Consider the following 24,738-nt stretch of genomic DNA (forward strand, 5'->3'; position numbering starts at 1 on the left):
AAGGGATCCGCAGATTCTTTCGCTGGCCTGAAGCACGAGCCGGCCGTAGCGTCGCCGCGTGACCACCCTCGGACCTGCCGCCGCCGGCCTCGCGACCGGGCTGTCGCTGATCGTCGCGATCGGCGCCCAGAACGCGTTCGTGCTGCGGCAGGGCCTGGCCCGGCAGTACGTCGTGCCCGTGGTCGCGATCTGCGCCGTCGCCGACCTGCTGCTGATCCTCGCCGGCGTCGCCGGGATCGGCACGGTGGTCGAGGAGGTGCCGTGGGCGGTGGACACGGTGCGCTGGCTGGGGGCCGCGTTCCTGGCGGCGTACGGCGTCCGCTCGCTGCTGGGCGCGCGCCGGGCCGGTTCGCTCGAGGCCGCGCGCGCCGGGGCGCGGAGCCGTCGGGCGGCCGTGGCCACGGCGCTCGCCCTGACCTTCCTCAACCCGCACGTCTACCTCGACACCGTGCTCCTCCTCGGCTCGATCGCCAACCAGCACGGCACCGACGGACGGTGGTGGTTCGCCGGCGGCGCGACCGCGGCCAGCGTGCTGTGGTTCACCGGGCTCGGCTTCGGCGCCCGCGCCGGTCACCGGCTGCTCTCCACGGTGCGGGCCTGGCAGGTGCTCGACGTGGTGATCGGGTTGACGATGCTCGCGATCGCGGTGCTGCTCGTCGCGGGGTGAATCGGGCCCCGGCCGCCGCAGATTCATCACGGTATGTCGCCGGACCTGCGCTTCCCACGGCGTACCCACCGTGGGAAGCGCGAGCTCGCCGACATACCGTGATGAATCTGCGCCTGCTGCGGCCCCTGCACCCGCGACCCGCACGCGACCCGCCGCCTGCCGACGCGCCCCGCCCTACCGCCCAGGCTTCCGGCTGTGCTCGGCCGGCCCGAACACCACGATCACGGTGAGGTCCTCGGTGACGTCGACGAACCGGTGCTCCTCGCCGGCGGGCACGAACAGCACGCTGCCCGGCTCCACCGGCGCGGACCCGTCGGGCGTCCAGAGCGTCGCCCGGCCGGTGGTGCAGACGTAGATCTCGTCCTCGGTGTGCGGCTGCTGGGCGTCGGAGCCGCCGGCGGGGGATGGAGTAGGTGCCGACGCTGAGGTCGGGGACGGTGAGGTGGTCGGCCCAGTGCGCCGATGCGGACGGGGTGTGCACGCCTGCGCCACGGAGCACCTGCATGCGGGCACCGTACCGGTGCCCCTCTCTCGACCAGTCCCGTCCCCGAGCCGTCCCGTCCCGAGCAGTCCAGTCCCGCAGTCCCGGGCGGTCCCGGGCCGCCTGGCCCGGACGGGGCCATACCCGGTCCGTCCGATCGGCCGGACCTGCGTCCGGTCCGCGGCGGACCCGTGGACGGGCCGGTGCCCGGCCCCTACCTTTCCCCCCTCGTGCTCCGCCCGACCTTGACCCTCCTCGCCGCGCTCGTCGCGCTCGCCGCCTGCCTGGTCACCGGCACCGGCCCGGTGGTCACGACCGCGGCCGCCGGCCCCGCGGCCCCCGGCGAGCCGCCGCTGGCGCTGCTGGGCGACGGGACGTCGGTGCGGCCGCTCAAGGACGCCGCGCTGGTCGAGATGACGCCGCAGGGCTGGCGCTACGTCGCGGGCCAGCAGGACTCCCACCTGACGGTGAGCGTGGTCGAGGGCAGGGTCCGGTTCGAGGACACCGGGACCCGGGTGCTGCGGCGGCTGCCGAAGCAGTGCACGGAGCTCGAGGTGCCGGTCGGCGTGGCCGCGGAGTGCCGGGTGCCGGCGCGGTTCGCCGACGGCATGTACCTGCAGGTCTGGCCGCGCCTCGGTGACGACGTGGTCGACGGGTCGACGCTGCCGGCGCAGTTGCGGCTGTGGGTGCTCGCCGACGCCGGCGACGACACGATGTACGGCGGCGCGGGCGACGACTTCCTCAACGGCGCGCAGGGCCACGACATCGGCCACGGCGGGGGCGGCGACGACTGGCTGCGCACCGGCAAGGGCAACGACCGGCTGTGGGGCGGCGACGGCGACGACCGGCTGGTCGGCGTGGGCGGTCGCGACCGGCTCCACGGCGAGGCGGGCACCGACCGGGTCGAGGGCGGTCCGGGCGCCGACGTCCTCTCGGGCGGCGAGGGCCGCGACGTCGTGTCCTGCGCCGGCGGGCGCGACCGGGCGACGGTCGACGCCGACGACCGGGTCCGTCACTGCGAGCAGGTCACCCAGCAGACGGCCCCCGAGCCCGGCCCGCCGGTCACAGGGACACGGAACCGCTGACGGTCGTCACGGTCGCGCCGCCCACCCAGGTCGTGCCGTCGGCGTCGGTGTCGACGTGGACGCGACCCCGGCGGCCGAGCGCGGTGCCCTGGGAGGCGACGTACGACGGCGGCAGGGTGCCGTCGGCGGTCAGCCACTGGGCGACGGCCGCGTTGAAGCTGCCGGTGACCGGGTCCTCGGCGAACCCGAGGTCGGGCCCGAAGACCCGCACCTCGATCGCGGTCCCGGTGCCGGCGGGCTGCGGGCCGACCACCCCGACCTCGAGCCCTTGGAACGCGGTCAGGTCGGGCCGGAGCGCCAGCACCCGGGCGGCGTCGCGGAGCAGCACGCCGACGAAGCGCGGGCCGTTGACGAGCCAGCGCGCAGCGACGACGTCGACGACGTCGATCCGCAGCGCCCGCGCCACGGTCGCCACGACCGACGGGTCGGCCGGTTCCGAGCGGGTCAGCGGCGGCGCCGCGAACGCGAGCCGCTCGTCGCGCCGCAGCTCGACCAGCCCGACCCCGCACTCCTGGACCAGCCGCGCGCCGCGCGGGGTGCCGCCCGCCTCGAGCCACGCGTGCGCCGTCCCGAGCGTCGGGTGGCCGGCGAACGGCAGCTCGCCGCCCGGCGTGAAGATCCGGACCCGGTAGTCGGCCTCCGTCGTGGTGGGTCGGAGGAGGAACGTCGTCTCCGACAGGTTCGTCCACCGCGCGAACGCCTGCATCCGCTCCTCGTCGATCCCGTCGGCGTCGTGCACCACGGCGACCGGGTTGCCGCGCAGCGGCTCGGGACTGAAGACGTCGACCTGGCGGAACGGCGGCATGGGCCGAGCCTAGGTCCGCCGCGGTGACCGGCGAGCCCCGTCACCGCCCCCGGTAGGCAGGCGCCCGGGCATCGCGCTGCTCGGCCGAGCGCTCGAGCAGCGGCAGCACCCGCGGCGGCACCACCGTGCCGAGCACGACGACGCTGGTCGAGCGCACCACCGACGACGACCGGTTGAGCTCGAGGAGCGTCTCCTGGAGGTCGGCGTGGGAGGCCGCTGCCACCTTGCAGACGACGTCGGCGGCGCCGGTCGTCATGTAGGCCTCCAGGATGTTGGGGATCGCCGCGAGCTCGGCCGCCACCTCGTCGAGCGCCCCCTGGGCGATCTCGAGCGTCACGAACGCCGACAGCAACTGGCCGGCGGCCTCGAGGTCGATGTCGGGCCCGTAGCCGGTGATCACCCCGGCCGACTCGAGCCGCTGGATCCGCGCCTGCACCGTGGCCCGCGCGACCCGGGTCCGGCGCGACAGCTCGAGCGGGCCCGCCCGCGGGCTCTCCCGGAGCGCGGTCAGCAGCGCGATGTCGAGGCGGTCGAGCTCCATGACGACCAGCATGCTGGTCGCAGCGCCTAGTCACAAGGCAGGAAGCTGCACGGTAGTGGCCGCTGGGACCACCAGCTGCTGTACCAGTTGTCCAGGTCACGGCCAGCCGCTCAACTAGCCCCATGACCGAGCTCGCCACCTCCCTGACCGACACCGAGAAGCTCGCCCGGCTCGACCTCGACCAGCTCCGCGAGCTGGTCGGGCTGGTGGAGTACGACGCCAGCCGCGACCCGTTCCCCGTCACCGGCTGGGACGCCCTCGTCTGGGTCGTCGGCAACGCCGTCCAGTCCGCCCACTACTTCCGCTCCGCCTACGGCATGGAGCTGGTGGCCTACTCCGGCCCCGAGACCGGCAACACCGACCATCAGGCGTTCGTGCTGGTCAGCGGGGCGACCCGGTTCGTGGTCAAGGGCGCGGTGAGCCCGCAGAGCCCGCTCGTCGGGCACCACGCCCGGCACGGCGACGGCATCGTCGACATCGCGCTCGAGGTGCCCGACGTCGACCGCTGCGTCGAGCACGCCCGCGCCCAGGGCGCCACCGTCCTCGAGGAGCCGCACGAGGTCAGCGACGAGCACGGCACGATCCGCACCGCCGCGATCGCGACGTACGGCGAGACCCGCCACACGCTGGTCGACCGCAGCCGCTACGACGGCCCCTACCTGCCGGGCTACGTCGCCCGGGAGGACCCGATGCACCGCAACGAGCGGGGCCGGCGGGTGTTCCAGGCCGTCGACCACGTCGTCGGCAACGTCGAGCTCGGCCGGATGGACGAGTGGGTCGACTTCTACCGCCGGGTCATGGGCTTCACCAACATGGCGGAGTTCATCGGCGACGACATCGCCACCGACTACAGCGCGCTGATGAGCAAGGTCGTCGCGAGCGGCAACCACCGGGTCAAGTTCCCCCCTCAACGAGCCGGCGATCGCGAAGAAGAAGAGCCAGATCGACGAGTACCTCGAGTTCTACCAGGGTCCCGGCGCCCAGCACGTCGCGCTGGCGACCAACGACATCCTGGCCGCGGTCGACCACCTGCGGGCCGCGGGCGTGGAGTTCCTCGCAACGCCGGACTCCTACTACGAGGACCCCGAGCTGCGGGCCCGGATCGGCGAGGTGCGGGTGCCGATCGAGGAGCTGCAGAAGCGGCGGATCCTCGTCGACCGCGACGAGGACGGCTACCTCCTGCAGATCTTCACGAAGCCGATCGGCGACCGGCCCACGGTGTTCTTCGAGCTGATCGAGCGGCACGGCTCGCTCGGCTTCGGCAAGGGCAACTTCAAGGCCCTGTTCGAGGCGATCGAGCGCGAGCAGGCCAAGCGCGGCAACCTCTAGCCTGGACGAGCGGGGCGAGCTCGAGGAGCACTCATGGCGCACTACCAACGGATGGGCGACGTACCACCCAAGCGGCACACGCAGCACCGTGACGCCGCCGGCAACCTCTACTACGAGGAGCTGATGGGGGAGGAGGGCTTCTCCTCCGACTCCTCGCTGCTCTACCACCGGCACGTGCCGTCGGCGATGGTCGACGCCCGGCCGTGGGACCTGCCCGACCAGGCGACGAGGCCCAACGCGCCGCTGACGCCGCGGCACCTCAAGCTGCACGACCTGTTCCCGGGCGAGGAGTGGAAGGCGCTCGACGCGGTGACCGGGCGCCGGCTCGTGCTCGGCAACGCCGACGTGCGGATCAGCTATGCGGTCGTCGGCGAGACCTCGCCGTTCTACCGCAACGCGGTCGGCGACGAGTGCGTCTTCGTCGAGGCCGGCTCGGCGACGGTCGAGACCGTCTTCGGCCACCTGGAGGTCACGTCGGGCGACTACGTCGTCATCCCGCGCGCCACGACGCACCGGTGGGTGCCCTCCGACCTCGACGCCACGGGGCCGGGCGGCGGCCCGCTGCGGCTCTACGCGATCGAGGCCAACAGCCACATCGCCCCGCCGAAGCGGTACCTCTCCCGCTACGGGCAGCTGCTCGAGCACGCGCCGTACTGCGAGCGCGACCTCCGCCCGCCGACCGGGCCGCAGCAGGCCGAGGGCGGCAGCGACGGGGTCGAGGTCTACGTCAAGCACCGCGGCGCCGGCCCCGGCGGGCTCGCCGGGTCGGTGCACGTGCTGCCGCACCACCCGTTCGACGTGGTCGGCTGGGACGGCTGCCTCTACCCCCTACGCGTTCAACGTCAGCGACTTCGAGCCGATCACCGGGCGGGTGCACCAGCCACCGCCGGTGCACCAGGTGTTCGAGGGGCACAACTTCGTGGTCTGCAACTTCGTGCCGCGCAAGGTCGACTACCACCCGCTGGCGGTGCCGGTGCCCTACTACCACTCCAACGTCGACAGCGACGAGGTCATGTTCTACGTCGCCGGCGACTACGAGGCCCGCAAGGGCTCGGGCATCGGCATCGGCTCGATCACGCTGCACCCGGGCGGCCACCCGCACGGCCCGCAGCCGAGCGCGATCGAGGCCAGCCTCGGCGTCGAGCGGTTCGACGAGCTGGCGGTCATGGTCGACACCTTCCGCCCGCTCGAGCTCGGCGAGGCCGGCACGGCGAGCGACGACGGCGCCTACGCCTGGACCTGGGCGGGCGGACGCCGGTGACGGGGGTACGGCGTCTTCGCCGGCCCCGACGGCGACCGGCGGCTGGGCTGGCGGGTCGACGACGCCGTGCTCGACCTCGGGGCGCTCGCGCGGCGCGACCGGCCCGACCTCGCGGCGTACCTCGGCGCGGGCTCGCTCGACCCGCTGCTGGCCGCCGGGCCGGCGGTGTGGCACGACGTGCTGGCCGCGGTGACCGCCTGGGTGGCCGACGCCGACCGGGTGCCGCTCGCCGACGTGACGCTGCACCTGCCGTGGACGGTGGCCGACTACGTCGACTTCTACGCCTCCGAGCACCACGCCACCAACCTGGGCCGCAAGTTCCGGCCCGACCAGGAGCCGCTGACCCCGAACTGGAAGCACCTCCCGATCGGCTACCACGGCCGGTCGGGCACCGTGGTCGTGTCCGGCACCGACGTCGCGCGACCGACCGGCCAGCGGCGCACCCCCGAGGGCGACATCGTCTTCGGGCCGGCGACCCGGCTCGACATCGAGGCCGAGGTGGGGTTCGTCGTCGGCGTGCCATCGCGGCTCGGCACGCCGGTGCCGCGGCGCGACTTCGCCGACCACGTCTTCGGCGTCTGCCTGGTCAACGACTGGTCGGCACGCGACATCCAGGCCTGGGAGTACGTGCCGCTGGGTCCGTTCCTCGGCAAGTCGTTCGCCACCTCGGTGTCGCCCTGGGTGGTGCCGCTCGGCCTGCTGCAGCACGCGCGGGTCCCCCCGCCGCCGCGCGACCCGCGCCCGCTGCCCTACCTCGACGACACCGACGACGAGCCCTGGGGCCTCGACCTGCGGCTGGAGGTGCGGCTCAACGGCGAGGTGTTGTCGCGGCCGCCGTTCGCCACGACGTACTGGACCCCCGCGCAGATGCTCGCCCACCTCACGGTCAACGGCGCCTCGCTGCGCACCGGCGACCTCTACGCGTCCGGCACCGTGAGCGGCCCGGAGCCCGACCAGTGGGGCTCGCTGATCGAGCTGGGGCGGGGCTTCCTCGAGGACGGCGACGAGGTGGTGATCGGCGCCACCGCACCGGGACCCGACGGCTCGGTCGTCGACCTCGGCGAGGTCACCGGGCGGGTGCGCCCCGCGACGGGGACCTGAGCGGAGCCGGGCGGCGCCGCGACGACGGTCGACAACGGTCGACGGCGGACCGGCCGGGGCCTAGCGTGGGCCCCACCGTCGACCCGCCGACCCCCGTCGGCCCCGTGTCGACCCGGCACCGCGAGGAGCAGCCCATGTCCGAGCCCGTCACCGGCGGTCCCGCGCTCGCCCAGGAGCGCCGTCTGGTCACCGAGATCCCCGGCCCGCGCTCGCGCGAGCTCGCCGCCCGCAAGGACGCGGCCGTCAGCCGCGGCGTCGGCACCGGCCTGCCGGTCTACGTCACCGCCGCCGGCGGCGGCGTGGTCGTCGACGTCGACGGCAACTCCCTCATCGACCTCGGCTCCGGCATCGCGGTCACCACCGTCGGCAACGCCAACCCGCGGGTGGCCGAGGCGGTGGCGGCGCAGGTGGCGGCGTTCACCCACACCTGCTTCATGGTGACCCCCTACGACGGCTACGTGCGGGTGGCGGAGGCGCTCAACCGGATCACGCCCGGCAGCCACGAGAAGCGCACCGCGCTGTTCAACAGCGGCGCCGAGGCGGTCGAGAACGCCGTCAAGATCGCCCGCGCCGCCACCGGCCGGCAGGCGGTGGTCGCGTTCGACCACGCCTACCACGGCCGCACGAACCTGACGATGGCGATGACGGCCAAGAACATGCCGTACAAGCACGGCTTCGGCCCGTTCGCCGCGGAGGTCTACCGCGCGCCGATGTCGTACCCGTTCCGCGACGCCGGGGTGGACGGCCCGGCCGCCGCCCGCCGCGCGATCGACGTGATCGACAAGCAGGTCGGCGCCGCCAACCTGGCCGCGGTCGTCATCGAGCCGATCCAGGGCGAGGGCGGCTTCGTCGTGCCGGCGCCGGGCTTCCTGCCCGCCCTCGCCGAGTGGTGCCGCGCCCAGGGGGTCGTGTTCGTCGCCGACGAGGTGCAGACCGGGTTCGCGCGCACCGGCGACCTGTTCGCCTGCGACCACGAGGGCGTCGTACCCGACCTGATCGCCACCGCCAAGGGCATCGCCGGCGGCCTCCCGCTCGCCGCGGTCACCGGCCGCGCCGAGATCATGGACGCCCCCCACGTCGGCGGCCTCGGCGGCACCTACGGCGGCAACCCCCTCGCCTGCGCCGCCGCGCTGGCGGTGATCGAGGAGATCGAGACCGAGGGGTACGTCGACCGGGCGCGGCAGCTGGGCAAGACCCTGCTCGACCGGCTCACCGCCCTGCAGGCCCAGGACCCCCGCATCGGCGACGTCCGCGGCCGCGGCGCGATGGTCGCCGTCGAGCTGGTCCACCCCGGCACCACCGACCCCGACCCCGAGCTCACCCAGCGCGTGGTGCGGGCGGCCTCCGCCCAGGGCCTCGTGGTCCTCACCTGCGGCACCTGGGGCAACGTCCTCCGCCTCCTCCCCCCGCTCGCCATGCCCGACCACCTGCTCACCGAGGCGCTCGACGTGCTGGTCGGGGTGTTCGGGGAGGTGTGACGGGTGAGGTTTTGCCCGACACGTTGAGGTTTCCCCGGTCGACCGGGGAAACCTCACGCCGGGCCCGACGTGACGGGCAAAACCTCCACTTGTCGGGCAAAGCAATGCCGGACATGTTGAGGTTTCCCCCGGCCGACCGGGGAAAACTCACCCCGCCCGGCCCCGCCCGGGCTCCGCCCCACCAACCCCACCACCCCCACCCGCACCGCTACACTCGCCGACCTGACCAGAGCGGGGGGCGGGTGACCGAGGCAGCGCAGCAGCCGGGGGAGCGCGACGCCCGCACCGGCCCCGTCGGTGGCGGCCTACGAGCGGTTCGGCAACGAGTTCGTCCGCCGCGTGCTCCACCGGGAGCGGGTGCTGCGCACCGTCGACCGGCTGCTGGGCGACCGGATCGAGCTCGGGCCGATCGGCGCCGGGCCGGGGCGGACGTTCACGGTGCGCATCGTGGGCCATTACCGGCCGACGACCGGCGAGGAGGTGCCGGGTGCCCTGCTCACCTACCGGGTGCTGCTGCCGATCGACGTCGTGTTCGACCTCGACCTGCGGATGGACAAGCAGCGCTTCACCGCCGACGTCGTCGTGCCGCTGACCCTCACCGTCCACGTCGACCCGCCGCTCACCCTCCGCTGGGAGATCGACGTCCCCGGCGACGACGAGGTGGCGCTGACCCTCGCCGCCGAGACCCGCCGCGGCAGCGTGCTGCAACGGGTGGCGGGCATCGAGGCCGACCTGCGCCGGTTCATCGTCCGCGTCGTCGCCACCGAGCTCGCCAAGCCCTACGTCCGCCGCGCCACCCACATCGACATGGAGCGGCTGCTCGACGGCACCTGGGACGACATCGCCGCGACCTTCCTGCCCGCCGGGCCGGAGGACCGGAGGGCCTGACCGTACGCCGCGGCGCACGCGGGCGGCGTACGCTCGCGGCATGGTGGACCAGATCACGCCCGAGCAGTTCCGTGCCGCCGACGGGGTCGAGGACTGGCAGGTGCTCGACACCGGTGAGGTCGGCACCACGTTCCGCACCGGCAGCTTCGCCCGCGGCGTGGACCTGGTGGTGCGGATCGGCGCCCTCGCCGACACCGCCAACCACCACCCCGACGTGACGCTCACCTATCCGACCGTCGAGGTGCGGATGCTGACCCACGAGGTCGGCGGGCTCACGGCCCGCGACGTCGCGCTGGCCCGGGAGATCTCGGAGGCCGCCGCCGAGCTGGGCGTCGAGCCGGGCTGACCCGGCCCGACGCCCAGCGCCCTGCCCCGAGCCCTACCCCCTGCCCGGCGGGCACCGGGAGCGGCTCGACCGGTTCGCCGGCGGCGCCCGCACGACCGTCCCGGCCGTCCCCGCGGGACCGCCCACCACGCCCCGGTCCGCCCGGCCGCACCGGCCACCAGGCGCGGTCGCCGAGCAGCACCAGCAGCGCGGGGAGCACGACCAGCCGGATCAGGGTGGCGTCGATGAGGATCGCCGCGGCCAGCCCGACGCCCATCATCTTCATCTCCAGCATCGACAGCGTCGCGAAGATCGAGAACACCGACACCATGACGGCCGCGGCGCTGGTCACCACGCCCGCGGTGTCGGCGACACCGCGCCGGACCGCGGCCCGCGTCGGCATGCCCCCGGCGACCAGCTCGCGGACCCGGCTCAGCACGAACACGTGGTAGTCCATCGACAGGCCGACGAGCACGACGAGCACGAAGACCGGGATCCAGTCGATGACGAAGCCGGGGCTGGTGAAGCCCAGCCACGACTCGCCGACCCCGTGCTGGAACACCAGGCCGAGCACGCCGAACGCCACGCCGACCGAGGCGAGGTTGAGCACGGTGGACACCAGGCCGAGGGTGACGCTGCGGAACGCCCCGGCCATCATCAGCATCGTCAGCAGCAGCACGAAGCCGATCAGCAGCGGCATCCGGTCGGCCTGCTTGTCCCGGAAGTCGAGCGCCTCGGCGACGTCGCCGCCGACCGCCCAGTCGCTGACCGCCCCGTCATCGCGCCGCGGGTCGTCGAGCACCTGCGGCGCGATCTCGTTCCGGAGCCGCTCGATCGCCTCGGCGGACCGGTCGTCGGACTCGTCGTGGACGAGGCCCAGGTCGATCCGGGACGTCCGCCCGTCCTCGGAGGTCGTCACCGGCGCGGTCTCGGCGGCGAACGCGCCGTCGCGTGCGGCGAGGGCGGCCAGCTCCTCGAGGGCCGCGGCGCCGCCGTCGTCGGCCGAGGATCGAACGACGACCGTCGCCGAGCTGCCCTCGGTCGGGAACGCCGCGGCGACCCGCTGCAACGTGCCCACCACGGGGAGGTCCTGCGGCAGCGTCTCCAGGTTCGCCGTGTGGGTCTTGAGGCCCAGGGCCGGCACGGCGAGGGCGCCGACCACCACGGCCGCGGCGACGAGGGCGGCCACCGGGTGCCGGACCACGGGACCGAGCAGCCGCGAGCTGATGCCGCCGCGGCCGATCCGGCGGTTGAGCCGCCAGAGCAGCGGCACCCGCGGGCGGTCGACCCACCGGCCCAGCTTGACCAGCAGCGCGGGGAGCACCGTGATCGAGCCGAGCACGGCGACCGCGACGACGATGATCGAGCCGACCGCCAGCGAGTTGAACGTCACGTCGGTGAGGACGAACAGCCCGGCGAGCGAGGCGACCACCGCGCCGCCGGACACGAGAATGGCGTGGCCGGACGTCTGCGCGGCGATCTCGACGGCGTCGAGGGTGGACCGGCCGGCCTCCCGCTCCTGCCGCTCGCGCTTGAGGTAGAACAGCGAGTAGTCGACGCCGACGGCCATGCCGATCAGCACGATCATGCTGTTGACGGTGGGCTCGGCCGGCAGCAGGTGCGAGATCGGCGCGGAGATCCCGATCGTCGCTGCGACGCTCGTGGCGGCGAGCAGCACCGGCAGCCCGGCGGCGATCAGGGCGCCGAAGGCGAGCAGCATCAGCAGCAGGGTGACCGGCAGGCTGGTGAACTCGGCCTGGTGCAGGTCGTCGGCCACCCGCTCGTTGATCGCGTCGTCGATGGTGACGTCGCCGGCCTGCTCGACCCGGAGGTCGGGGTGGTCGTCCTGCACCGACGCGGTGGCCGACAGCAGCGGCGCCGCATCGACCTCGTCGGAGGCGAGCGTGACCGGCACCAGCACCGCGGAGCCGTCGGGGGCTCTCGACCGGGTCGCCGACGGCGTCGACCCCGTCGATCCCGGACATCGCCTCGGCGAGGTCGGCGGCAGCGGCGTCGGCAGCGGCGGCGTCGAGACCGCCGCTGCGGGCGGTGATCAGGACGTTCTCGGTGGGCGGCCGGTCGAGCCCGGCGTCGTGGACGAGGGCGTCGGCGCGGCCGGACTCGCCGACCCGGTAGTCGGCGTCGTCCGGCTGCTCGGTCGACACCGCGACCGCGAGGCCGACGGCGACGACGACGAAGGCGAACCAGGCCGCGATCGCGCGGCCGGGATGGGTGGCGCTCCACCGGGCGGCCCGCGTGGGCAACCCGGTGAGCGGTGACCGGTGGGACATCGGTGCTCCTGAGACGTGAAGGGGCTGAAGCGAGATGCCTCCAGCCTCGGGCCGCCGGCGGACGACGTCAGGGGGTACGTCGTCCCGGCGCGCGGTGGTGCCTGCACCACTGTCCGGACGGTCCGCACCAGGGAGGATGGCCTCGTGCCCGCCGTTCCCGACCGACCGCGCGCCGGTCGCTTCGAGGCGACCGGCCTCGCCTTCCTGCACGTGCTGCTGCACGCGCCCGTCGTCGTGTCGTTCGTGCTCGTCGTCGTCAGCACGGTGCTCGTGGCGGTGTGGGTGGGCGTCGCGCTGCTCGCCGTGACGCTTCCGCTCAGCCGGGCCCTGGCCGAGGTCCACCGCTGGACCGCCGCGCGGATCCTCGGCGAGCCGGTGCCGCCGCCGTACCGCCCTCTGCACGGCGGCTGGTGGCAGCAGCTGCGCACCCTCCTCACCGACCCGATGAGCTGGCGCGACCTGCTGTGGATGCTGTGGGCGATGACGGCCGGCTTCGTCCTGTCGCTGCTCGTCGTGCTGCTGCTGCACGGCGTCGTCACGACCCCGGTGTGGTGGTACGTCGCCGGCCCGGTCATGCGGGCCCGGGCCAACGTCGACCGGGCGCTGCTCACCGTCGGGCGCACCGAGAAGCTCGAGCGGCGGGTGCGCGCGCTCGCCGAGTCGCGGGCCGATTTCGTCGACCACTCCGCCGCCGAGCTGCGCCGGATCGAGCGCGACCTCCACGACGGTCCGCAGGCCCGGCTCGCGGCGCTGTCGCTGAGCCTCGGCATGGCCGACGACCTGTTCGACTCCGACCCTGCCGCCGCCCGCCGGCTGGTCGACGACGCCCGGTCGTCCTCGACGACGGCGCTGTCGGAGCTCCGCGACGTCGTGCGCGGGATCCACCCGCCGGTGCTGGCCGACCGCGGCCTGGCCGGCGCGGTCGAGGCGTTGGCCCTCGACATGGCCCGGCCGGTCGACGTCGGGGTCGACGTGCCGAGCCGGTTGCCGCCGCCGCTGGAGTCGGCCGTCTACTTCACGGTCGCCGAGTGCCTCGCCAACGCCGTCAAGCACGCCGGCGCGACCAGCGCGTGGGTGCGGATCCGCTGGGCCGACGACGTGCTGTCGGGCGAGGTGGGTGACGACGGCCGCGGCGGCGCCGACCCGCGTTCCGGCACCGGGCTCCGCGGTGTCGCCGGGCGGCTGGCGGCGTTCGACGGCAGGATGCGGGTGTCGAGCCCGCCCGGCGGCCCGACCGTCGTCTCCTGGGAGGTCCCAGTGCGCATCGTCCTCGCCGAAGACAACGCCCTCCTCCGCGCCGGGCTGACCCAGCTGCTGACGAGCAAGGGCTTCGAGATCGCCGCCGCGGTCGACAACCTGCCCGGGCTCGAGCGGGCGCTGGAGGACCCCACGGTCGAGGCCGCCGTGGTCGACGTGCGGATGCCGCCGACGTTCACCGACGAGGGGCTGCGGGCGGCGATCGGCGTCCGCGGCCGGCGACCGGGGTTCCCGGTGCTGGTGCTGTCGCAGTACGTCGAGCAGCTCTACGCCCGCGAGCTGCTCGCGAGCGGCGAGGGCGCGGTCGGCTACCTGCTCAAGGACCGGGTGTCCGACGTCGCCGAGTTCGTCGACGCCGTACGCCGGGTCGCCGCCGGTGGCACCGTCCTCGACCCCGAGGTGATCGCGACCGTCCTCGCCCGGCGCGCCGACGAGCCGGTCGACCGGCTCACCGCCCGCGAGAAGGAGGTGCTCGCGCTGATGGCCGAGGGACGCGGTAACGCCGCGATCGCCGCGACGCTCGTGGTCACCGAGAAGGCCGTCGCCAAGCACATCAACAGCATCTTCACCAAGCTCGACCTGCCCGCCGACACCGACGACCACCGACGCGTGCGCGCGGTGCTGGCCTGGCTGCGGCTCTAGCCCCCGACCCTCACGACCCCGGGGACCGTCACGACCCGTGGCCCAGGTCGCGGACCTCGTTGCGGAGCCGGCCCATCGTGACGTCGAGCTCCGCGGCCGTGTGGGCGGCGTGGTGCAGCTCGTCGAGCAGCGTGGTGGGCACGATCCCCTCGTACTTGTAGTAGATCGTGTGCTCGACGCTGGCCCAGAAGTCCATTGCGATCGTGCGGATCTGCAGCTCGACCGGCACGTGCTCGGTGCGGTCGGAGAGGAACACCGGGATCGCGACGATCAGGTGCAGGCTCCGGTAACCGTTGGGTTTCGGGGTCGCGATGTAGTCCTCGACCTCGAGCACGGTGACGTCGCTCTGCCGGGTCAGCATGTCGCTGATCCAGTAGACGTCGGAGACGAACGGGCAGACCACCCGGACCCCGGCGATGTCGCGCACCTGCTCGGCGATCGCGTCGAGGTTCGGGGGGCAGCCGATCCGGCCCATCTTGGCGAACAGGCTCTCCTGCGACTTCAGCCGCGACCGGACGTGCTCGATCGGGCTGTGCTCGTGGGTCTCCTCGAACTCCTCCCGCAGGATCGAGATCTTGGTGGTGACCTCGTCGATCGCGAACTTGTAGCGCAGCCGGAACCGGGTCAGCTCCCGCTGGAGGCGCTGCAACCGCTGCGCGAGGCGCTCCTCGTCGGCGCTGACGACGTCGGAGCCCGCCATGAGGCGGGCGAACAGGTCGCCGAGGACCTCCGACACGTCGGCATCGGCCGGGGTGGGCTGCTCGGTGGTGCTCACGTGGCTCCTCTCGGCGCGTTGCTCCCCAGCATGTCGGACGGGGCAAGGCGCGCCCGGATCGGGCAGCGACCGCCGGGTACCGCCCTCCGGATCGACACCTGGAGGACGAGATGGGCGAGAAGAGCTTCGCGAAGGGCGACAAGGTCTCCTGGAAGAGCCACGGCGGGACCGCCGAGGGAGAGGTCGTCGGGAAGATCACGAGCGAGACCGAGGCCGTGGGACGCAAGGTGAAGGCCTCGGAGGAGGAGCCGCAGTACCTCGTCGAGAGCGAGAAGAGCGGCGGCCGGGCCGTGCACAAGCCGGGTGCGCTGAAGAAGAAGGGCTCCTGAGGCGTGGCGGCCGGGGGCCTCGACGAGGTCTGGGACGACTGGCAGGACGCTGTCAACATGACGGCGTCGGAGCTGGAGGACTGGCTCGGCACCGACGAGTCGCAGGCGGTGGGCCAGAAGAGCGGCGGCGGTGAGTCGGTCGGCCACGAGTCCGGCCGGCGGATCGTCGCGATCCTGCGCACGAGGAAGGGCGACCTCGACGACGACGACGTCGCCCACATGCGCAAGGTCGTGGGCTACGTGCACCGCCACCTCGCCCAGCGGCCCTCCGGCGACGTCACCGACACCGCCTGGCGCCAGTCGCTGATGAATTGGGGCCACGACCCGGCCCGGTGACGTCGGCGGGTCCGCGCGGAGGCGTCAGGTGCGGGCCGGCTGGTCCGGGCGCACGCCGTTGACCGCCGCCGGGATCCGGCGCTCGAGCGCGAGCGCCATCACGCCGATCGCCAGGCAGCCGGCGACCATCAGCGCGACGTAGGCGGCGGCCAGGTCGTGGTCGAGCAGCACGCCGGCCACGGCGGGGCCGGCGATCGCGCCGCCCTGGAACGCCGCGGCGTTGATCGCGTTGTAGCGGCCGCGGGTGTGGTCGGAGGCGAGGTCGTTGTTGATCGCCGGCACGGTGGGCTGGAGCAGCGTCTCGCCGAGCGCGAACACCCCGGTGAACGCGAGCACGCCGGTCACCGCGAGCGCACTGCCGGGCGCCAGCCCGGTGGCGCCGAGCAGCAGCCAGGAGACCACCCAGATCGCCGCCATCACCAGCATCGCGCGGGTGCGGCGCCGGCCGCTGATCCGGGCCAGCACGAGGAACTGCAGCAGCACGATCACCGCGGTGTTGACCGCGAACGCCACGCCGATGGTCGTCGTCGACACCTCCGCGACCTGCCGGCCGAAGCCGGGGAAGCCGGCCTCGAGCTGTCCGTAGCCGACGAAGACACCCACGAACGTCAGCGCGGTCAGCCAGCGGACGGCGGGCTCGCGGAGGATCGAGCGGTACGTCGCGCCCGCGCCCGCCGCCGGGTCGTCGGGCTGCGCCGCGCGGCCGTGCACGTGGCGCAGCGGGCCGAGCAGCAGCGCGGCCGGGATCAGCGCGCAGACCGCGTCGGCGAGGTAGATCGTGGTGAACGTGGCCGGCTCCGCGACGTCGACGTAGAGCCCGCCGACGATGCCGCCGACGCCGATGCCGAGGTTGACCAGCGCGAAGTTGACCCCGAAGTACTTCTGCCGGAGCTCGCCCTCGACGACGGCGGCGATCAGCGCGTTGAACGCCGGCCAGGAGACGCCGAAGTTGATCCCCACCAGGACCAGCGCGAAGGCAGCCAGACCGGGGGTGGTGGCGAACGCGAGGAGCACGTTGCCGACGAACATCGCCGCGCACCCGACGAGCAGCACGTTGCGGGCGCCGTAGCGGTCGGTCAGCGAGCCGCCAGGACCGGTGACCACCAGGCCGGCGATCGCGATCAGGCTCATCAGGGCGCCCGCGAGCCCGAGCCCGAACCCGCGCACCTCGTGCAGGTAGATGAGCGTGAACGGCAGCGTCAACCCGCGGCCGAGGGTCTGGACGGCGACGGTCGACAGCAGCCAGCGACCCGCGGTGGGCAGCTCCGACCAGAACGAGCGGATCCCGAGCACGACGACCATCCTGCTCCCCGCCGCCGACAGCCTGCGCGCGGGTTCCGGACCGGGCACCCGTCCGGCGCCGCGGCGGGGTGTCAGTCGGCGAGCAGCTCGCGCACCCGGGGCGCGACCTTCGTGCCGTAGAGCTCGATCGCCCGCATCAGGTGCTCGTGGGGAGGGCGCCGTTGCTGTACTTGAGGTCGAACCGCTGGATGCCGAGCGTCCGCACGGTCGTCGCGATCTTCTGCGCGACGGTCTCGGGCGAGCCGACGAACAACGCCCCGTGGTCGACCTCGGCGTCGTACTGCGCCCGGGTGCCGCGCGGCCAGCCGCGCTCGCGGCCGATCCGGTCGCGCATGGCCTGGTAATGGGGGAAGAGCAGCTCGCGCGCCTCGTCGTCGGTCTCGGCGACGAAGCCGGGGGAGTGCACCCCGATCGGCAGGTCGGGAGTGGTGTCGCCGTCGCCGACCTCGGTGAGGGCGCGACGGTAGAGGTCGGTGAACGGCGCGAACCGGGCCGGGTCGCCGCCGATGATCGCGAGCATCAGGGGGAAGCCGTACGACGCGGCCCGCACGACCGACTCCGGCGACCCGCCGACGCCGACCCAGGTGGGGATCGACCCGCGTGCGGTCGTGGGGAAGACCCGGGCGTCGGTGAGCGGTCCGCGGACCGTGCCCTGCCAGCTGACCCGGCCCTCGCCCTGCAGCCGCGCGAACAGGTCGAGCTTCTCGCTGAAGAGCCGCTCGTAGTCGGCGAGGTCGAAGCCGAACAGGGGGAACGACTCGGTGAACGACCCGCGGCCCAGTGTCACCTCCGCCCGGCCGCCGGAGATCGCGTCGAGGGTCGCGAACTTCTCGTAGACCCGGACCGGGTCGTCGCTGCTGAGCACGGTGACCGCGGTGCCGAGGACGATCCGCTCGGTGCGGGCGGCGATCGCGGCGAGCGGCAGCTCGGGGGCGCTGATCGCGAAGTCGCGGCGGTGGTGCTCACCGATGCCGAACGCGTCGACGCCGACCTGGTCGGCGAGCACGCCCCTGCTCGACGACGTCGCGCACCACCTGCGGGTGGGGGACCGGCCTGCCGTCGGCGTCGACGGTGACGTCGCCGAACGTGTCGAGCCCCAGCTGGAGCGTCACTCCTCGTCCTGCGGCTTCTCCTCCGCCGCGGCGGCCATCGCCGCCTCGACGTCGAGGTCGCGGACCGCGGTGATCAGCTCGGCGAGGGCGGGCGCGGGCAGCGCGCCGGCCTGCCGGAAGACGAGCTGACCCTTCTTGAACGCCATGAGGGTCGGGATCGAGGTGACCTGCGCAGCCGCGGAGAGCTGCTGCTCCTCCTCGGTGTTGATCGAGGCGAAGACCAGGTCGGGGTTGGCCTCCGAGGCCTCCTCGTAGATCGGTGCGAACATCCGGCACGGGCCGCACCACGAGGCCCAGAAGTCCACGAGCACGATCTCGTTGTCGAGCACGGTGCTCTCGAAGTCCTGGGCGGTGAGGTCGATCGTGGTCATGTCTTCAGAACCTGCCCCGGACGCCTGCTATTCCACGAGCATGACGTCGAGGTCGACCGGGCCGGCGATGCCGGCGACGGTGCCGGTCTGGCTGTGCTGCCAGATCCACCACTCGCGGGCGGGGGGCCGGTCGCCGAGCCGCCGCACCCACTGCCGCCGGTCGATCTCCCGGGAGAACCCGTACGTCGCCTCGAAGTCGGGGGAACGCGTAGACGACCACGCGGCGCCCGGTGCGGCGCTCGACCACGTCGACGAACGCCCGCACCTCCTCCAGCAGCTCCTCCCGCGGCGGCGGGGTCGAGCAGCTGCCCGCGAGCTCGAGGTCGACGACGGGCGGCAGGTGCCGGCGCCCCGCCACGTCGCCGAGGACGTCGGCGAAGTGCGCCGCCTGGTCGGCGCCGGCGGTGCACAGCGAGTAGTAGTGGTAGCCACCGACGCGGAGCCCCGCGTCGAGCGCCTCCGCCCGGTTGGCGGCGTACCGCGGATCGGTGAACGTCGTTCCCTCGGTCGCCTTGAGGTAGGCGAACCGCACCCCGTCGCCGGCGACCGCACGCCAGTCGATCTCCCCCTGGTGGTGGGAGACGTCGATGCCGCGGACCCGGCGGGGGCGCGGCGTGCGGGTCGGCTCTGGAGGATCGGACGAGGGCCGCGCCGTCGACGACGTGGCTGCGCTCGGTGAGCCGTCCGACGCCGACGGTCCGCTCTGCGACGGGGGTTCGTCGTCCGACGCACACCCGGTCAGGGCGAGCACCAGGAGCAGGACGGGCAGCAGCGGTCGCACGACGACAGTCTCCCGTGCGCGTCCCGCCGAGCCCGGCCGCCATCCCCGAGGAGGACGCGGTCGCGACCTCAGGACGACGTGGGGCTCGTCCGTCGCGCGCGACGGTGCAGGGGTGGGACGTCGACCGGCGTCCGGAACAGGAGGCCCGCATGACCACCGCTCCCGCGCCACCCGCGGCGCAACCAGGCCGCACCGCGACGGCGCCGGCTCGCCGGCACGTGGTGGCCGCCCACGCCGTCGCATGGTGCGTCGTGCCCGCCGGCTTGTGGCGGCTGCTCCTCGGCGCCGGGCTGACCCTCGGCTTCGACCGCGCCCACCTCGAGGCCGACGGCATGCCCGGCTGGGGGACGGCGTACGTCGTCCCTCCTCACGGTCCTCACCGAGGGCCTCGCCCTGCTGGCCCTCGGGATGGTCAGGCCCTGGGGGAGGTCGTGCCCCGGTGGGTCCCGGTGCTGCGTGGTCGGCGGATCCCCACCGTCGCGGTCGTCGTCCCCGCCGCCCTCGGCGCACTGGCCTCGGTCCTCCTGTGGACCTTCACCGTGGTCGGCCTGCTCTCCGTCGAGGGATCGACGGCGCTGGTTGGCACGCGCTGATGGTCGGCGCCTACCTCCCGACCCTCCTGTGGGGGCCGCTGCTGCTGTGGCTCACCTGTGCCTACTACCTCCGGAGGACCCGATGAACCCCGTGACGACCTCGCGTCCCCGCCCCGCCGCCGGCCCGGTCGCCCGGCCCGCGCCGCCCGCCCCGCGCTGGGCGCGCACGGCCGCCCACGTCGCCGCGCTGACGCCGCTGCCCTCCGCCCTGTGGCGGGTGGCGCTCGCGCTCGGCTTCTCCGCGGGATACACCGAGGCCGGCCTGGAGGAGCTGGACCTCGACCTGGTGGGCACGCTGTGGCTCCTCGGGCTGAGCGCGGTCACCGAGGGTGCCGCGCTGCTCACGCTCGTCCTGGTGCGGCCGTGGCGGGAGGGGATGCCGCGCCGGGTGCCGCCGCGGTGGGTGGTGCGTGCCGGCTGGGCCGGCGTCGTGGTGCTGGCTCTGCTCTGGACGCAGCTCGCGTTCTGGTGGCACGTGCCGCACGACGACCTGACCCCCACCGGGACCACCGTGGTCGGGCTCCTCTACCTGCCGATGGTGGCGTGGGCCCCGCTGCTCGCCGCGGTGACGATCGACTACCGCCGTCGGCACCGGTGCTGCTGACGACGCGGGAGCCCGGCCGCTCCGTCCTACGATGGCGCGATGGACGGCGCTCGGGGCCTGGCCACGGTGGATGAGTGGTCCCGCCGGCGACCCTGGCTCGCCGACGGCGTGCTCGCGGCGGTGCTCGCCGCGTTGCTCCTGCCGGTGGGCGTGGAGGCGGTGCTCGACGGGGGATGGCCGGCGGCGGCCCAGGCCGCGGTCGTCGCCGCCCTCGTCGTCGGGCACCTCGCCGTCGTGGTGCGCCGGCAGTCGCCGCGACTGGTGTTCGGCGTGGTCAGCGCCCTGGCGCTGCTGCTCGTCCTGCTCCCCGACCTCGGCGGCGCCACTGCTCGCGCCTACGACGGCCCGTTGCCGCCGATCGTGCTGCCCACCATGGTGGTGTTCCCCGTCGCGCTCTACACCGTCGCCGCCCGGTGCCCCTCGACGACGTCGACACGGGCGCTCGGCGTCGCGGTCGTCGGCACCGTCCTCGCCCTCGGCCGGCTCTGGGCCTCCGAGGCGGGCATCGGGCTCACCGGCGACCAGCAGCCGGCCAGCGCGGCGGCGAGCTGGCCGCTGCTGGTGCTCGCCTCGGCCGTGTCGGCGGTGCTCGCACCCTGGGCGCTGGGCCGGTTCCGCCGGGTCCGGACGCAGTACGTCCTCGCCCTCGAGGAGCGGGCGGCGCGCGAGGAGGAGGACCGCCGCCGCCACGCCGAGGACGTGCTGCGCGGGGAGCGGGAGCGGATCGCGCGGGAGCTGCACGACATCGTGTCCCACTCGCTCTCGGTGATGGTGAGCCAGGCCGAGGGCGGACGGATGATGGCGCGGCGCGACCCCGCGGTGACGGCGGTCGTCCTGGAGACGATCGCCCGCACCGGTCAGGACGCGATGCGGGGGATGCGCGGGATGCTCGACGCGCTGGACCCGGACGGCGCCGAGCCCCACGCACCGCCGCAGCCGACACTGGCCGACCTCCCCGCGCTCGTCGACGGCGTCAGGGCGGCGGGCGCCACGGTCCACTGTCGCGTGCACGGCGAGCCGCGGTCGCTCGGCGGTGCGGGGGAGCTGGCCGCCTACCGGGTGGTGCAGGAGTCGCTGACCAACGTGCTCAAGCACGCCGGCCCCGCGGCGACGGCCGAGCTCGGCGTCCGGTGGGAGCAGGACGCGCTGCGCATCGACGTCCGCGACGACGGCCGGCCCACCCGACCCACCGGACCCGGCGCGGAGCCGTCGGGACGGGGACTGGTCGGCATGCGCACCCGGCTGGAGCTGCTGGGCGGCAGCCTGGCGGCCGGTCCCGCCGACGACGGGTTCCGCGTCGAGGCCCGGATCCCCTACCCCCTCGGATCGGAGTCCCCGTGAGCATCCGTGTGCTGGTCGCCGACGACCAGGAGCTGGTCAGGTCGGGAACCGCGATGATCATCGGCTCCCAGGACGACCTGACGGTCGCCGGGGAGGCGGGCACGGGTCGTGAGGCGCTGTCGCTGGTCCGGACGACGCCGGTCGACGTGGTGCTGATGGACGTCCGGATGCCGGAGATGGACGGCATCGAGGCCACCGAGCGGATCCTCGCGCTCCCCGACCCGCCCCGAGTCGTCGTGCTGACGACCTTCGACCTCGACGAGAGCGCGTTCGCCGCGCTGCGCGCCGGAGCCAGCGGGTTCCTGCTCAAGAGCACGCGGGCGGAGGACCTGGTCGCGGCGATCCGCACCGTCCACCGCGGGGACGCGGTCATCGCGCCGACCACCACCCGGCGGATGCTCGACCACGTGGTCCCGGCGCTGCCGGGGCCGTCCCGCCTGCCTCCCGAGATGTCGCGCCTCACCGAGCGTGAGCACGAGGTGCTCCTCGAGGTCGCCACCGGCGCCTCGAACGCGGAGATCGCCCAGCGGCTCTACCTCTCCGAGGCGACCGTCAAGACCCACGTCGGCCGGCTGCTGTCCAAGCTCGGTCTGCGCGACCGCGTCCAGCTGGTGGTGCTCGCCTACGAGTGCGGCCTGGTCCGCCCAGGAGGCTGAGCGTGCCGCCCGGCCGTCGTCATCCTCGAGGATGACCACGGCGGGCCCTGCGGCCGACGTACGCCGGCCTGCGTCGCGGCATCGTCGGCGGCATGAGCCAGACACCCACCCTCGTCGCCGGACCGGACGTCACCGCTCGGGAGCAGGTCAGCTCCGTGCAGCGGGTGGCCTTCGTCGTCGCGGTCGTGTCCTGCGTCCCCTACCTGGTGCTCAAGCTGGCGTGGATCAGCGGCAGCACCGTGGGCATCCCCCGCGGGCAGCGAGCTGCTCGACACCGACCACGCGACCACGATGCGCCTCGTCAACGCCCTCACGGTCGGGATGGACTCGGCCGTGGTCGTGCTCGCCTGCATGCTGACCCGCCCGTGGGGCCGCCGCGTCCCGGCGTGGCTGCTCCTCGCTCCGACCTGGCTGGCCTGCGGGCTGCTGGGACCGATCCTGGTCGGCTTCCCGCTGCAGGTCGCCGCGAACCTGCTCGACCCCGGGGGTGCGTCCAGCCCCGACGCCCCGACGTTCCTCCAGCCGTGGGTGTTCACCGTCGTCTACACCGGGTTCGGGATCCAGGCCGTGGCGCTCGGCACGCTCTTCGTCGTCCACGCTCGCCGCCGCTGGGCGACGCTCTTGCGGGACGGGTCGGTCGAGCGCCGGCTCTCGCCCACGCTGCCCGCGCTGCGCGTCAGCGCCGTCGTCGCCGCCCTCGTCGGCTCGGTGCCCGTGGTCCTGCAGACCGCGTGGGCGCTCGGAGCGACGGTCGGGCTCAGCCAGGCGATCGTCGACGAGCGCAGCCGCGACAGCCTCCTCGCCAGCGCGGCGTTCGTGCCCTTCGCCGTGGCCGCGGTGGCCGGCGTGCTGCTCCTGGCCTTCCGCCCGGGGGGCGGCCTCCGGCTCCCGCTCGCCCTGGCCTGGACCGGCTCCGGCACCTTGACCGGATGGGGGGCGTGGTGGCTGTTCACCTCGCTGGGCGCGGGCGAGCCCGATGCCCGACCCACGGCGACGATGAGCCTCGTCCACGCGGCGGAGCTCGCGGCCGGTCTGGTGGTCGCGACGGCGGTGGTCCACCTGCTCGCCGAGCGGGCGCACGCGCTGCGGTCCCGGTGAGGCGACCCGGCGGGACGCTCAGCCGACGCCGCGCTCCTGGGCGACCGGGACCACCCGGGACGCGGCGAGCGGGAGCAGGGCGGAGAGCGCGAACGCGGCGCCGTACCCCCACTGCGTGATCACGACGCCCGCCACCGGCGGGACGGCGGCGGCGACGACGTTCTGCGCCGTAGTTCTGCACGCCGAGCGCCCGGCCCGACCAGAACGGGCCGGACCGCTCGGCGACGGCGGTGTAGGCGAGGCCGTTGTCGGCGACGGTGACCGCCGACGCGACGACGAGCAGCACGACCGCCGCTGCGGCGGCCGCCTCGCCCGGCACCGCGGCTGCGGCGCCGAGGGCGAGCATCGTGGCGACCGCCGCCCAGGCGATCCAGCGCATCGGCCGCATCCGGCCGCCGACCAGGTCGGAGAGGTGGCCGGCGCCGATCCGGCCGAGCGCGCCGCCGAGCTGGCTGCCGGCGACGACGGCGCCCGCGAGGCCCGCCGACCAGCCGAGGTCGTCGACGAGCCAGGTGAGGCCGAAGGTCCACACCACGAACTGGGGCACGACGAGCAGCACGGAGGCCGCGTGGATCCGGGCGAGGTAGCCGTCGCCGCGGTAGGGGTTGGGCGCGGCGACCGCCTCCTCCGCGGCGGGCCGGGGCGGGTCGATGACGGCGACGGCGACGAGCACCGCGGCGACGGCCGTCGCGGCGACCGGGAGCCAGAGCGCCGCGTGCGGTCCGTGCCGGTCGGCGAGCACCGCCATCGTCAGCGCCGCGACACCGACGCCGAGCGGCTGGGCGCACTGCCGGATGCCCATCGCCAGCCCGCGCCGCTCCGGCGGGAACCACCCGACGACGACCCGGCCGGACGCCGAGTTGGTCGCCGCCGCGGCGGCCCCGGCGCCGAACAGCGCCGCCGCCGTCCACCACACCCCTTCGGCCGCGGCCGCGCCCGCCCCGGCCGCGGTCGTGCCGAGCAGCCCGGCGAGCAGGGCGAACCGCTCACCCCGCCGGTCGACGACGACGCCCCACAGGACGAGGGTGCACATCAGGCCGGCCATCGGCGCGGCAGCGACCAGCCCCGCCTCCGCGAGGCTCAGGCCCAGCCGGTCGTGGAGGACGGGGATGAGGAACGCCGGCCCGTGCACCATCGTCGCCGACGCCGCCTGCGCCGCCGTGCCGACCGCGAGCATGCCCCACCGCCGCGCCCCGCTGACGCGGTCGTGCGCGGGCAGCTCCGCAGGCCGGCTCGACACCACGGCGCCAGTCAACGCCGGGGCGCCCGCCCACCCGCGCCGCATCTCA

The 24,738-nt window shown here is 74.4% G+C and carries 28 protein-coding genes and 1 pseudogene; 17 read left to right on the top strand and 12 right to left on the bottom strand.

Annotated elements, in window-relative coordinates; translation table 11 throughout:
- Positions 1-58: 58 nt before the first annotated feature.
- Positions 59-667, top strand: a complete 609-nt coding sequence (locus tag MF408_RS09640; RefSeq protein WP_240251185.1) for a LysE/ArgO family amino acid transporter — start codon at positions 59-61, stop codon at positions 665-667.
- A gap of 174 nt (positions 668-841) precedes the next feature.
- Here MF408_RS09640 and MF408_RS09645 read toward each other — a convergent pair whose 3' ends face one another.
- Positions 842-1,159, bottom strand: coding sequence for a cupin domain-containing protein (locus MF408_RS09645; RefSeq protein WP_240251186.1), 318 nt, complete (start codon positions 1,157-1,159; stop codon positions 842-844).
- A gap of 219 nt (positions 1,160-1,378) precedes the next feature.
- Here MF408_RS09645 and MF408_RS09650 point away from each other — a divergent pair, with 219 nt between their 5' ends.
- A complete protein-coding gene (locus MF408_RS09650) occupies positions 1,379-2,233 on the top strand; it encodes a calcium-binding protein (RefSeq protein ID WP_240251187.1) in 855 nt (284 codons plus the stop codon).
- Here MF408_RS09650 and MF408_RS09655 read toward each other — a convergent pair.
- The 3 genes from MF408_RS09655 to MF408_RS09665 form a co-directional block, all read right to left on the bottom strand.
- Positions 2,211-3,038 carry a PhzF family phenazine biosynthesis protein gene (locus MF408_RS09655; protein ID WP_240251188.1) on the bottom strand — a complete coding sequence of 276 codons (828 nt, stop codon included), beginning with the start codon at positions 3,036-3,038 and terminating at the stop codon, positions 2,211-2,213. The two genes, MF408_RS09650 and MF408_RS09655, sit on opposite strands and share 23 nt — an antisense overlap.
- A gap of 40 nt (positions 3,039-3,078) precedes the next feature.
- On the bottom strand, positions 3,079-3,591 hold the full coding sequence (locus MF408_RS09660) for an Lrp/AsnC family transcriptional regulator (protein ID WP_240251189.1): 513 nt from the start codon (positions 3,589-3,591) through the stop codon (positions 3,079-3,081).
- 98 nt (positions 3,592-3,689) lie between these two features.
- Positions 3,690-4,154 carry a hypothetical protein gene (locus MF408_RS09665; protein ID WP_240251190.1) on the bottom strand — a complete coding sequence of 155 codons (465 nt, stop codon included), beginning with the start codon at positions 4,152-4,154 and terminating at the stop codon, positions 3,690-3,692.
- 418 nt (positions 4,155-4,572) lie between these two features.
- Between MF408_RS09665 and MF408_RS09670 the strand changes: the two genes are divergently transcribed.
- From MF408_RS09670 to MF408_RS09695, 6 genes are all read left to right on the top strand, one after another.
- Complete coding sequence (locus tag MF408_RS09670; protein WP_345893935.1) at positions 4,573-4,908, top strand: hypothetical protein; 336 nt, start codon at positions 4,573-4,575, stop codon at positions 4,906-4,908.
- An 871-nt stretch (positions 4,909-5,779) separates the two neighbouring features.
- Positions 5,780-6,169 carry a homogentisate 1,2-dioxygenase domain-containing protein gene (locus tag MF408_RS09675; RefSeq protein WP_240251191.1) on the top strand — a complete coding sequence of 130 codons (390 nt, stop codon included), beginning with the start codon at positions 5,780-5,782 and terminating at the stop codon, positions 6,167-6,169.
- 66 nt (positions 6,170-6,235) lie between these two features.
- The gene (locus tag MF408_RS09680) at positions 6,236-7,270 is read left to right on the top strand and encodes a fumarylacetoacetate hydrolase family protein (protein ID WP_240251192.1); all 1,035 of its coding nucleotides are present in this window, start codon (positions 6,236-6,238) and stop codon (positions 7,268-7,270) included.
- Positions 7,271-7,404: 134 nt separating this feature from the next.
- Entirely contained in the window at positions 7,405-8,748 is a 1,344-nt protein-coding gene (gene gabT, locus MF408_RS09685) for a 4-aminobutyrate--2-oxoglutarate transaminase (protein ID WP_240251193.1), read from the top strand.
- 297 nt (positions 8,749-9,045) lie between these two features.
- Positions 9,046-9,636 carry a hypothetical protein gene (locus tag MF408_RS09690; protein WP_240251194.1) on the top strand — a complete coding sequence of 197 codons (591 nt, stop codon included), beginning with the start codon at positions 9,046-9,048 and terminating at the stop codon, positions 9,634-9,636.
- 40 nt (positions 9,637-9,676) lie between these two features.
- Positions 9,677-9,982: a 4a-hydroxytetrahydrobiopterin dehydratase gene (locus tag MF408_RS09695; protein WP_240251195.1), complete on the top strand. Its 306-nt coding sequence runs from the start codon at positions 9,677-9,679 to the stop codon at positions 9,980-9,982.
- Here the strand turns inward: MF408_RS09695 and MF408_RS09700 are convergent.
- Positions 9,909-11,882: an MMPL family transporter gene (locus tag MF408_RS09700; protein WP_240251196.1), complete on the bottom strand. Its 1,974-nt coding sequence runs from the start codon at positions 11,880-11,882 to the stop codon at positions 9,909-9,911. The two genes, MF408_RS09695 and MF408_RS09700, sit on opposite strands and share 74 nt — an antisense overlap.
- Here MF408_RS09700 and MF408_RS09705 point away from each other — a divergent pair.
- From MF408_RS09705 to MF408_RS09715, 3 genes and pseudogenes are all read left to right on the top strand, one after another.
- Positions 11,866-12,240 carry a hypothetical protein gene (locus tag MF408_RS09705; RefSeq protein WP_240251197.1) on the top strand — a complete coding sequence of 125 codons (375 nt, stop codon included), beginning with the start codon at positions 11,866-11,868 and terminating at the stop codon, positions 12,238-12,240. The genes MF408_RS09700 and MF408_RS09705 overlap by 17 nt on opposite strands.
- 294 nt (positions 12,241-12,534) lie before the next feature.
- Positions 12,535-13,455: pseudogene (locus MF408_RS26825) on the top strand (sensor domain-containing protein); the annotation flags it as partial.
- 54 nt (positions 13,456-13,509) lie between these two features.
- Positions 13,510-14,151, top strand: a complete 642-nt coding sequence (locus MF408_RS09715) for a response regulator transcription factor (RefSeq protein WP_240251804.1) — start codon at positions 13,510-13,512, stop codon at positions 14,149-14,151.
- Positions 14,152-14,179: 28 nt separating this feature from the next.
- On the opposite strand, the gene MF408_RS09720 is transcribed toward MF408_RS09715, so the two are convergent.
- Positions 14,180-14,926, bottom strand: coding sequence for a GTP pyrophosphokinase family protein (locus MF408_RS09720; protein ID WP_240251198.1), 747 nt, complete (start codon positions 14,924-14,926; stop codon positions 14,180-14,182).
- A 110-nt stretch (positions 14,927-15,036) separates the two neighbouring features.
- Between MF408_RS09720 and MF408_RS09725 the strand changes: the two genes are divergently transcribed.
- Positions 15,037-15,255 (top strand): DUF2945 domain-containing protein, encoded by a 219-nt coding sequence (locus MF408_RS09725; RefSeq protein WP_240251199.1) that lies wholly within the window; start codon positions 15,037-15,039, stop codon positions 15,253-15,255.
- Between the two features lie 3 nt (positions 15,256-15,258).
- Positions 15,259-15,591 (top strand): DUF3140 domain-containing protein, encoded by a 333-nt coding sequence (locus tag MF408_RS09730; protein ID WP_240251200.1) that lies wholly within the window; start codon positions 15,259-15,261, stop codon positions 15,589-15,591.
- Positions 15,592-15,615: 24 nt separating this feature from the next.
- Here the strand turns inward: MF408_RS09730 and MF408_RS09735 are convergent, their stop codons facing one another.
- The 5 genes from MF408_RS09735 to MF408_RS09755 form a co-directional block, all read right to left on the bottom strand.
- On the bottom strand, positions 15,616-16,884 hold the full coding sequence (locus MF408_RS09735) for an MFS transporter (RefSeq protein WP_240251201.1): 1,269 nt from the start codon (positions 16,882-16,884) through the stop codon (positions 15,616-15,618).
- A 145-nt stretch (positions 16,885-17,029) separates the two neighbouring features.
- Positions 17,030-17,899, bottom strand: a complete 870-nt coding sequence (locus MF408_RS09740; RefSeq protein ID WP_240251202.1) for an LLM class flavin-dependent oxidoreductase — start codon at positions 17,897-17,899, stop codon at positions 17,030-17,032.
- Entirely contained in the window at positions 17,856-18,005 is a 150-nt protein-coding gene (locus MF408_RS09745) for a hypothetical protein (protein ID WP_240251203.1), read from the bottom strand. The genes MF408_RS09740 and MF408_RS09745 overlap by 44 nt, the downstream gene beginning before the upstream one ends.
- Positions 18,002-18,376: a thioredoxin gene (gene trxA, locus MF408_RS09750; protein ID WP_240251204.1), complete on the bottom strand. Its 375-nt coding sequence runs from the start codon at positions 18,374-18,376 to the stop codon at positions 18,002-18,004. The genes MF408_RS09745 and trxA overlap by 4 nt, the downstream gene beginning before the upstream one ends.
- 4 nt (positions 18,377-18,380) lie before the next feature.
- Positions 18,381-19,157, bottom strand: a complete 777-nt coding sequence (locus MF408_RS09755; protein WP_240251205.1) for a GH25 family lysozyme — start codon at positions 19,155-19,157, stop codon at positions 18,381-18,383.
- 149 nt (positions 19,158-19,306) lie between these two features.
- On the opposite strand from MF408_RS09755, the gene MF408_RS09760 reads away from it, so the two are divergent.
- From MF408_RS09760 to MF408_RS09775, 4 genes are all read left to right on the top strand, one after another.
- Positions 19,307-19,750 (top strand): hypothetical protein, encoded by a 444-nt coding sequence (locus MF408_RS09760; protein WP_240251206.1) that lies wholly within the window; start codon positions 19,307-19,309, stop codon positions 19,748-19,750.
- Positions 19,751-19,832: 82 nt separating this feature from the next.
- Positions 19,833-20,354: a hypothetical protein gene (locus MF408_RS09765; RefSeq protein WP_240251207.1), complete on the top strand. Its 522-nt coding sequence runs from the start codon at positions 19,833-19,835 to the stop codon at positions 20,352-20,354.
- A gap of 39 nt (positions 20,355-20,393) precedes the next feature.
- Complete coding sequence (locus MF408_RS09770; protein WP_240251208.1) at positions 20,394-21,695, top strand: histidine kinase; 1,302 nt, start codon at positions 20,394-20,396, stop codon at positions 21,693-21,695.
- Positions 21,692-22,351: a response regulator transcription factor gene (locus tag MF408_RS09775; protein ID WP_240251209.1), complete on the top strand. Its 660-nt coding sequence runs from the start codon at positions 21,692-21,694 to the stop codon at positions 22,349-22,351. The genes MF408_RS09770 and MF408_RS09775 overlap by 4 nt, the downstream gene beginning before the upstream one ends.
- 949 nt (positions 22,352-23,300) lie before the next feature.
- Here the strand turns inward: MF408_RS09775 and MF408_RS09780 are convergent.
- Positions 23,301-24,734, bottom strand: coding sequence for an MFS transporter (locus tag MF408_RS09780; RefSeq protein ID WP_240251210.1), 1,434 nt, complete (start codon positions 24,732-24,734; stop codon positions 23,301-23,303).
- Between the last annotated feature and the right edge of the window lie 4 nt (positions 24,735-24,738).

This window comes from Nocardioides sp. TF02-7 (assembly GCF_022437945.1).
Classification (GTDB): Bacteria; Actinomycetota; Actinomycetes; order Propionibacteriales; family Nocardioidaceae; genus Nocardioides.

What these genes read in the sequence shown, in the direction of transcription:
- MF408_RS09655 (WP_240251188.1), bottom strand. Translation starts at nt 3,038, where the DNA reads ATGCCGCCGTTCCGCCAGGTCGACGTCTTCAGTCCCGAGCCGCTGCGC.
- MF408_RS09660 (WP_240251189.1), bottom strand. Translation starts at nt 3,591, where the DNA reads ATGCTGGTCGTCATGGAGCTCGACCGCCTCGACATCGCGCTGCTGACC.
- gabT (WP_240251193.1), top strand. Translation starts at nt 7,405, where the DNA reads ATGTCCGAGCCCGTCACCGGCGGTCCCGCGCTCGCCCAGGAGCGCCGT.
- MF408_RS09695 (WP_240251195.1), top strand. Translation starts at nt 9,677, where the DNA reads ATGGTGGACCAGATCACGCCCGAGCAGTTCCGTGCCGCCGACGGGGTC.
- MF408_RS09725 (WP_240251199.1), top strand. Translation starts at nt 15,037, where the DNA reads ATGGGCGAGAAGAGCTTCGCGAAGGGCGACAAGGTCTCCTGGAAGAGC.
- trxA (WP_240251204.1), bottom strand. Translation starts at nt 18,376, where the DNA reads ATGACCACGATCGACCTCACCGCCCAGGACTTCGAGAGCACCGTGCTC.
- MF408_RS09760 (WP_240251206.1), top strand. Translation starts at nt 19,307, where the DNA reads ATGACCACCGCTCCCGCGCCACCCGCGGCGCAACCAGGCCGCACCGCG.
- MF408_RS09765 (WP_240251207.1), top strand. Translation starts at nt 19,833, where the DNA reads ATGAACCCCGTGACGACCTCGCGTCCCCGCCCCGCCGCCGGCCCGGTC.
- MF408_RS09770 (WP_240251208.1), top strand. Translation starts at nt 20,394, where the DNA reads ATGGACGGCGCTCGGGGCCTGGCCACGGTGGATGAGTGGTCCCGCCGG.
- MF408_RS09780 (WP_240251210.1), bottom strand. Translation starts at nt 24,734, where the DNA reads ATGCGGCGCGGGTGGGCGGGCGCCCCGGCGTTGACTGGCGCCGTGGTG.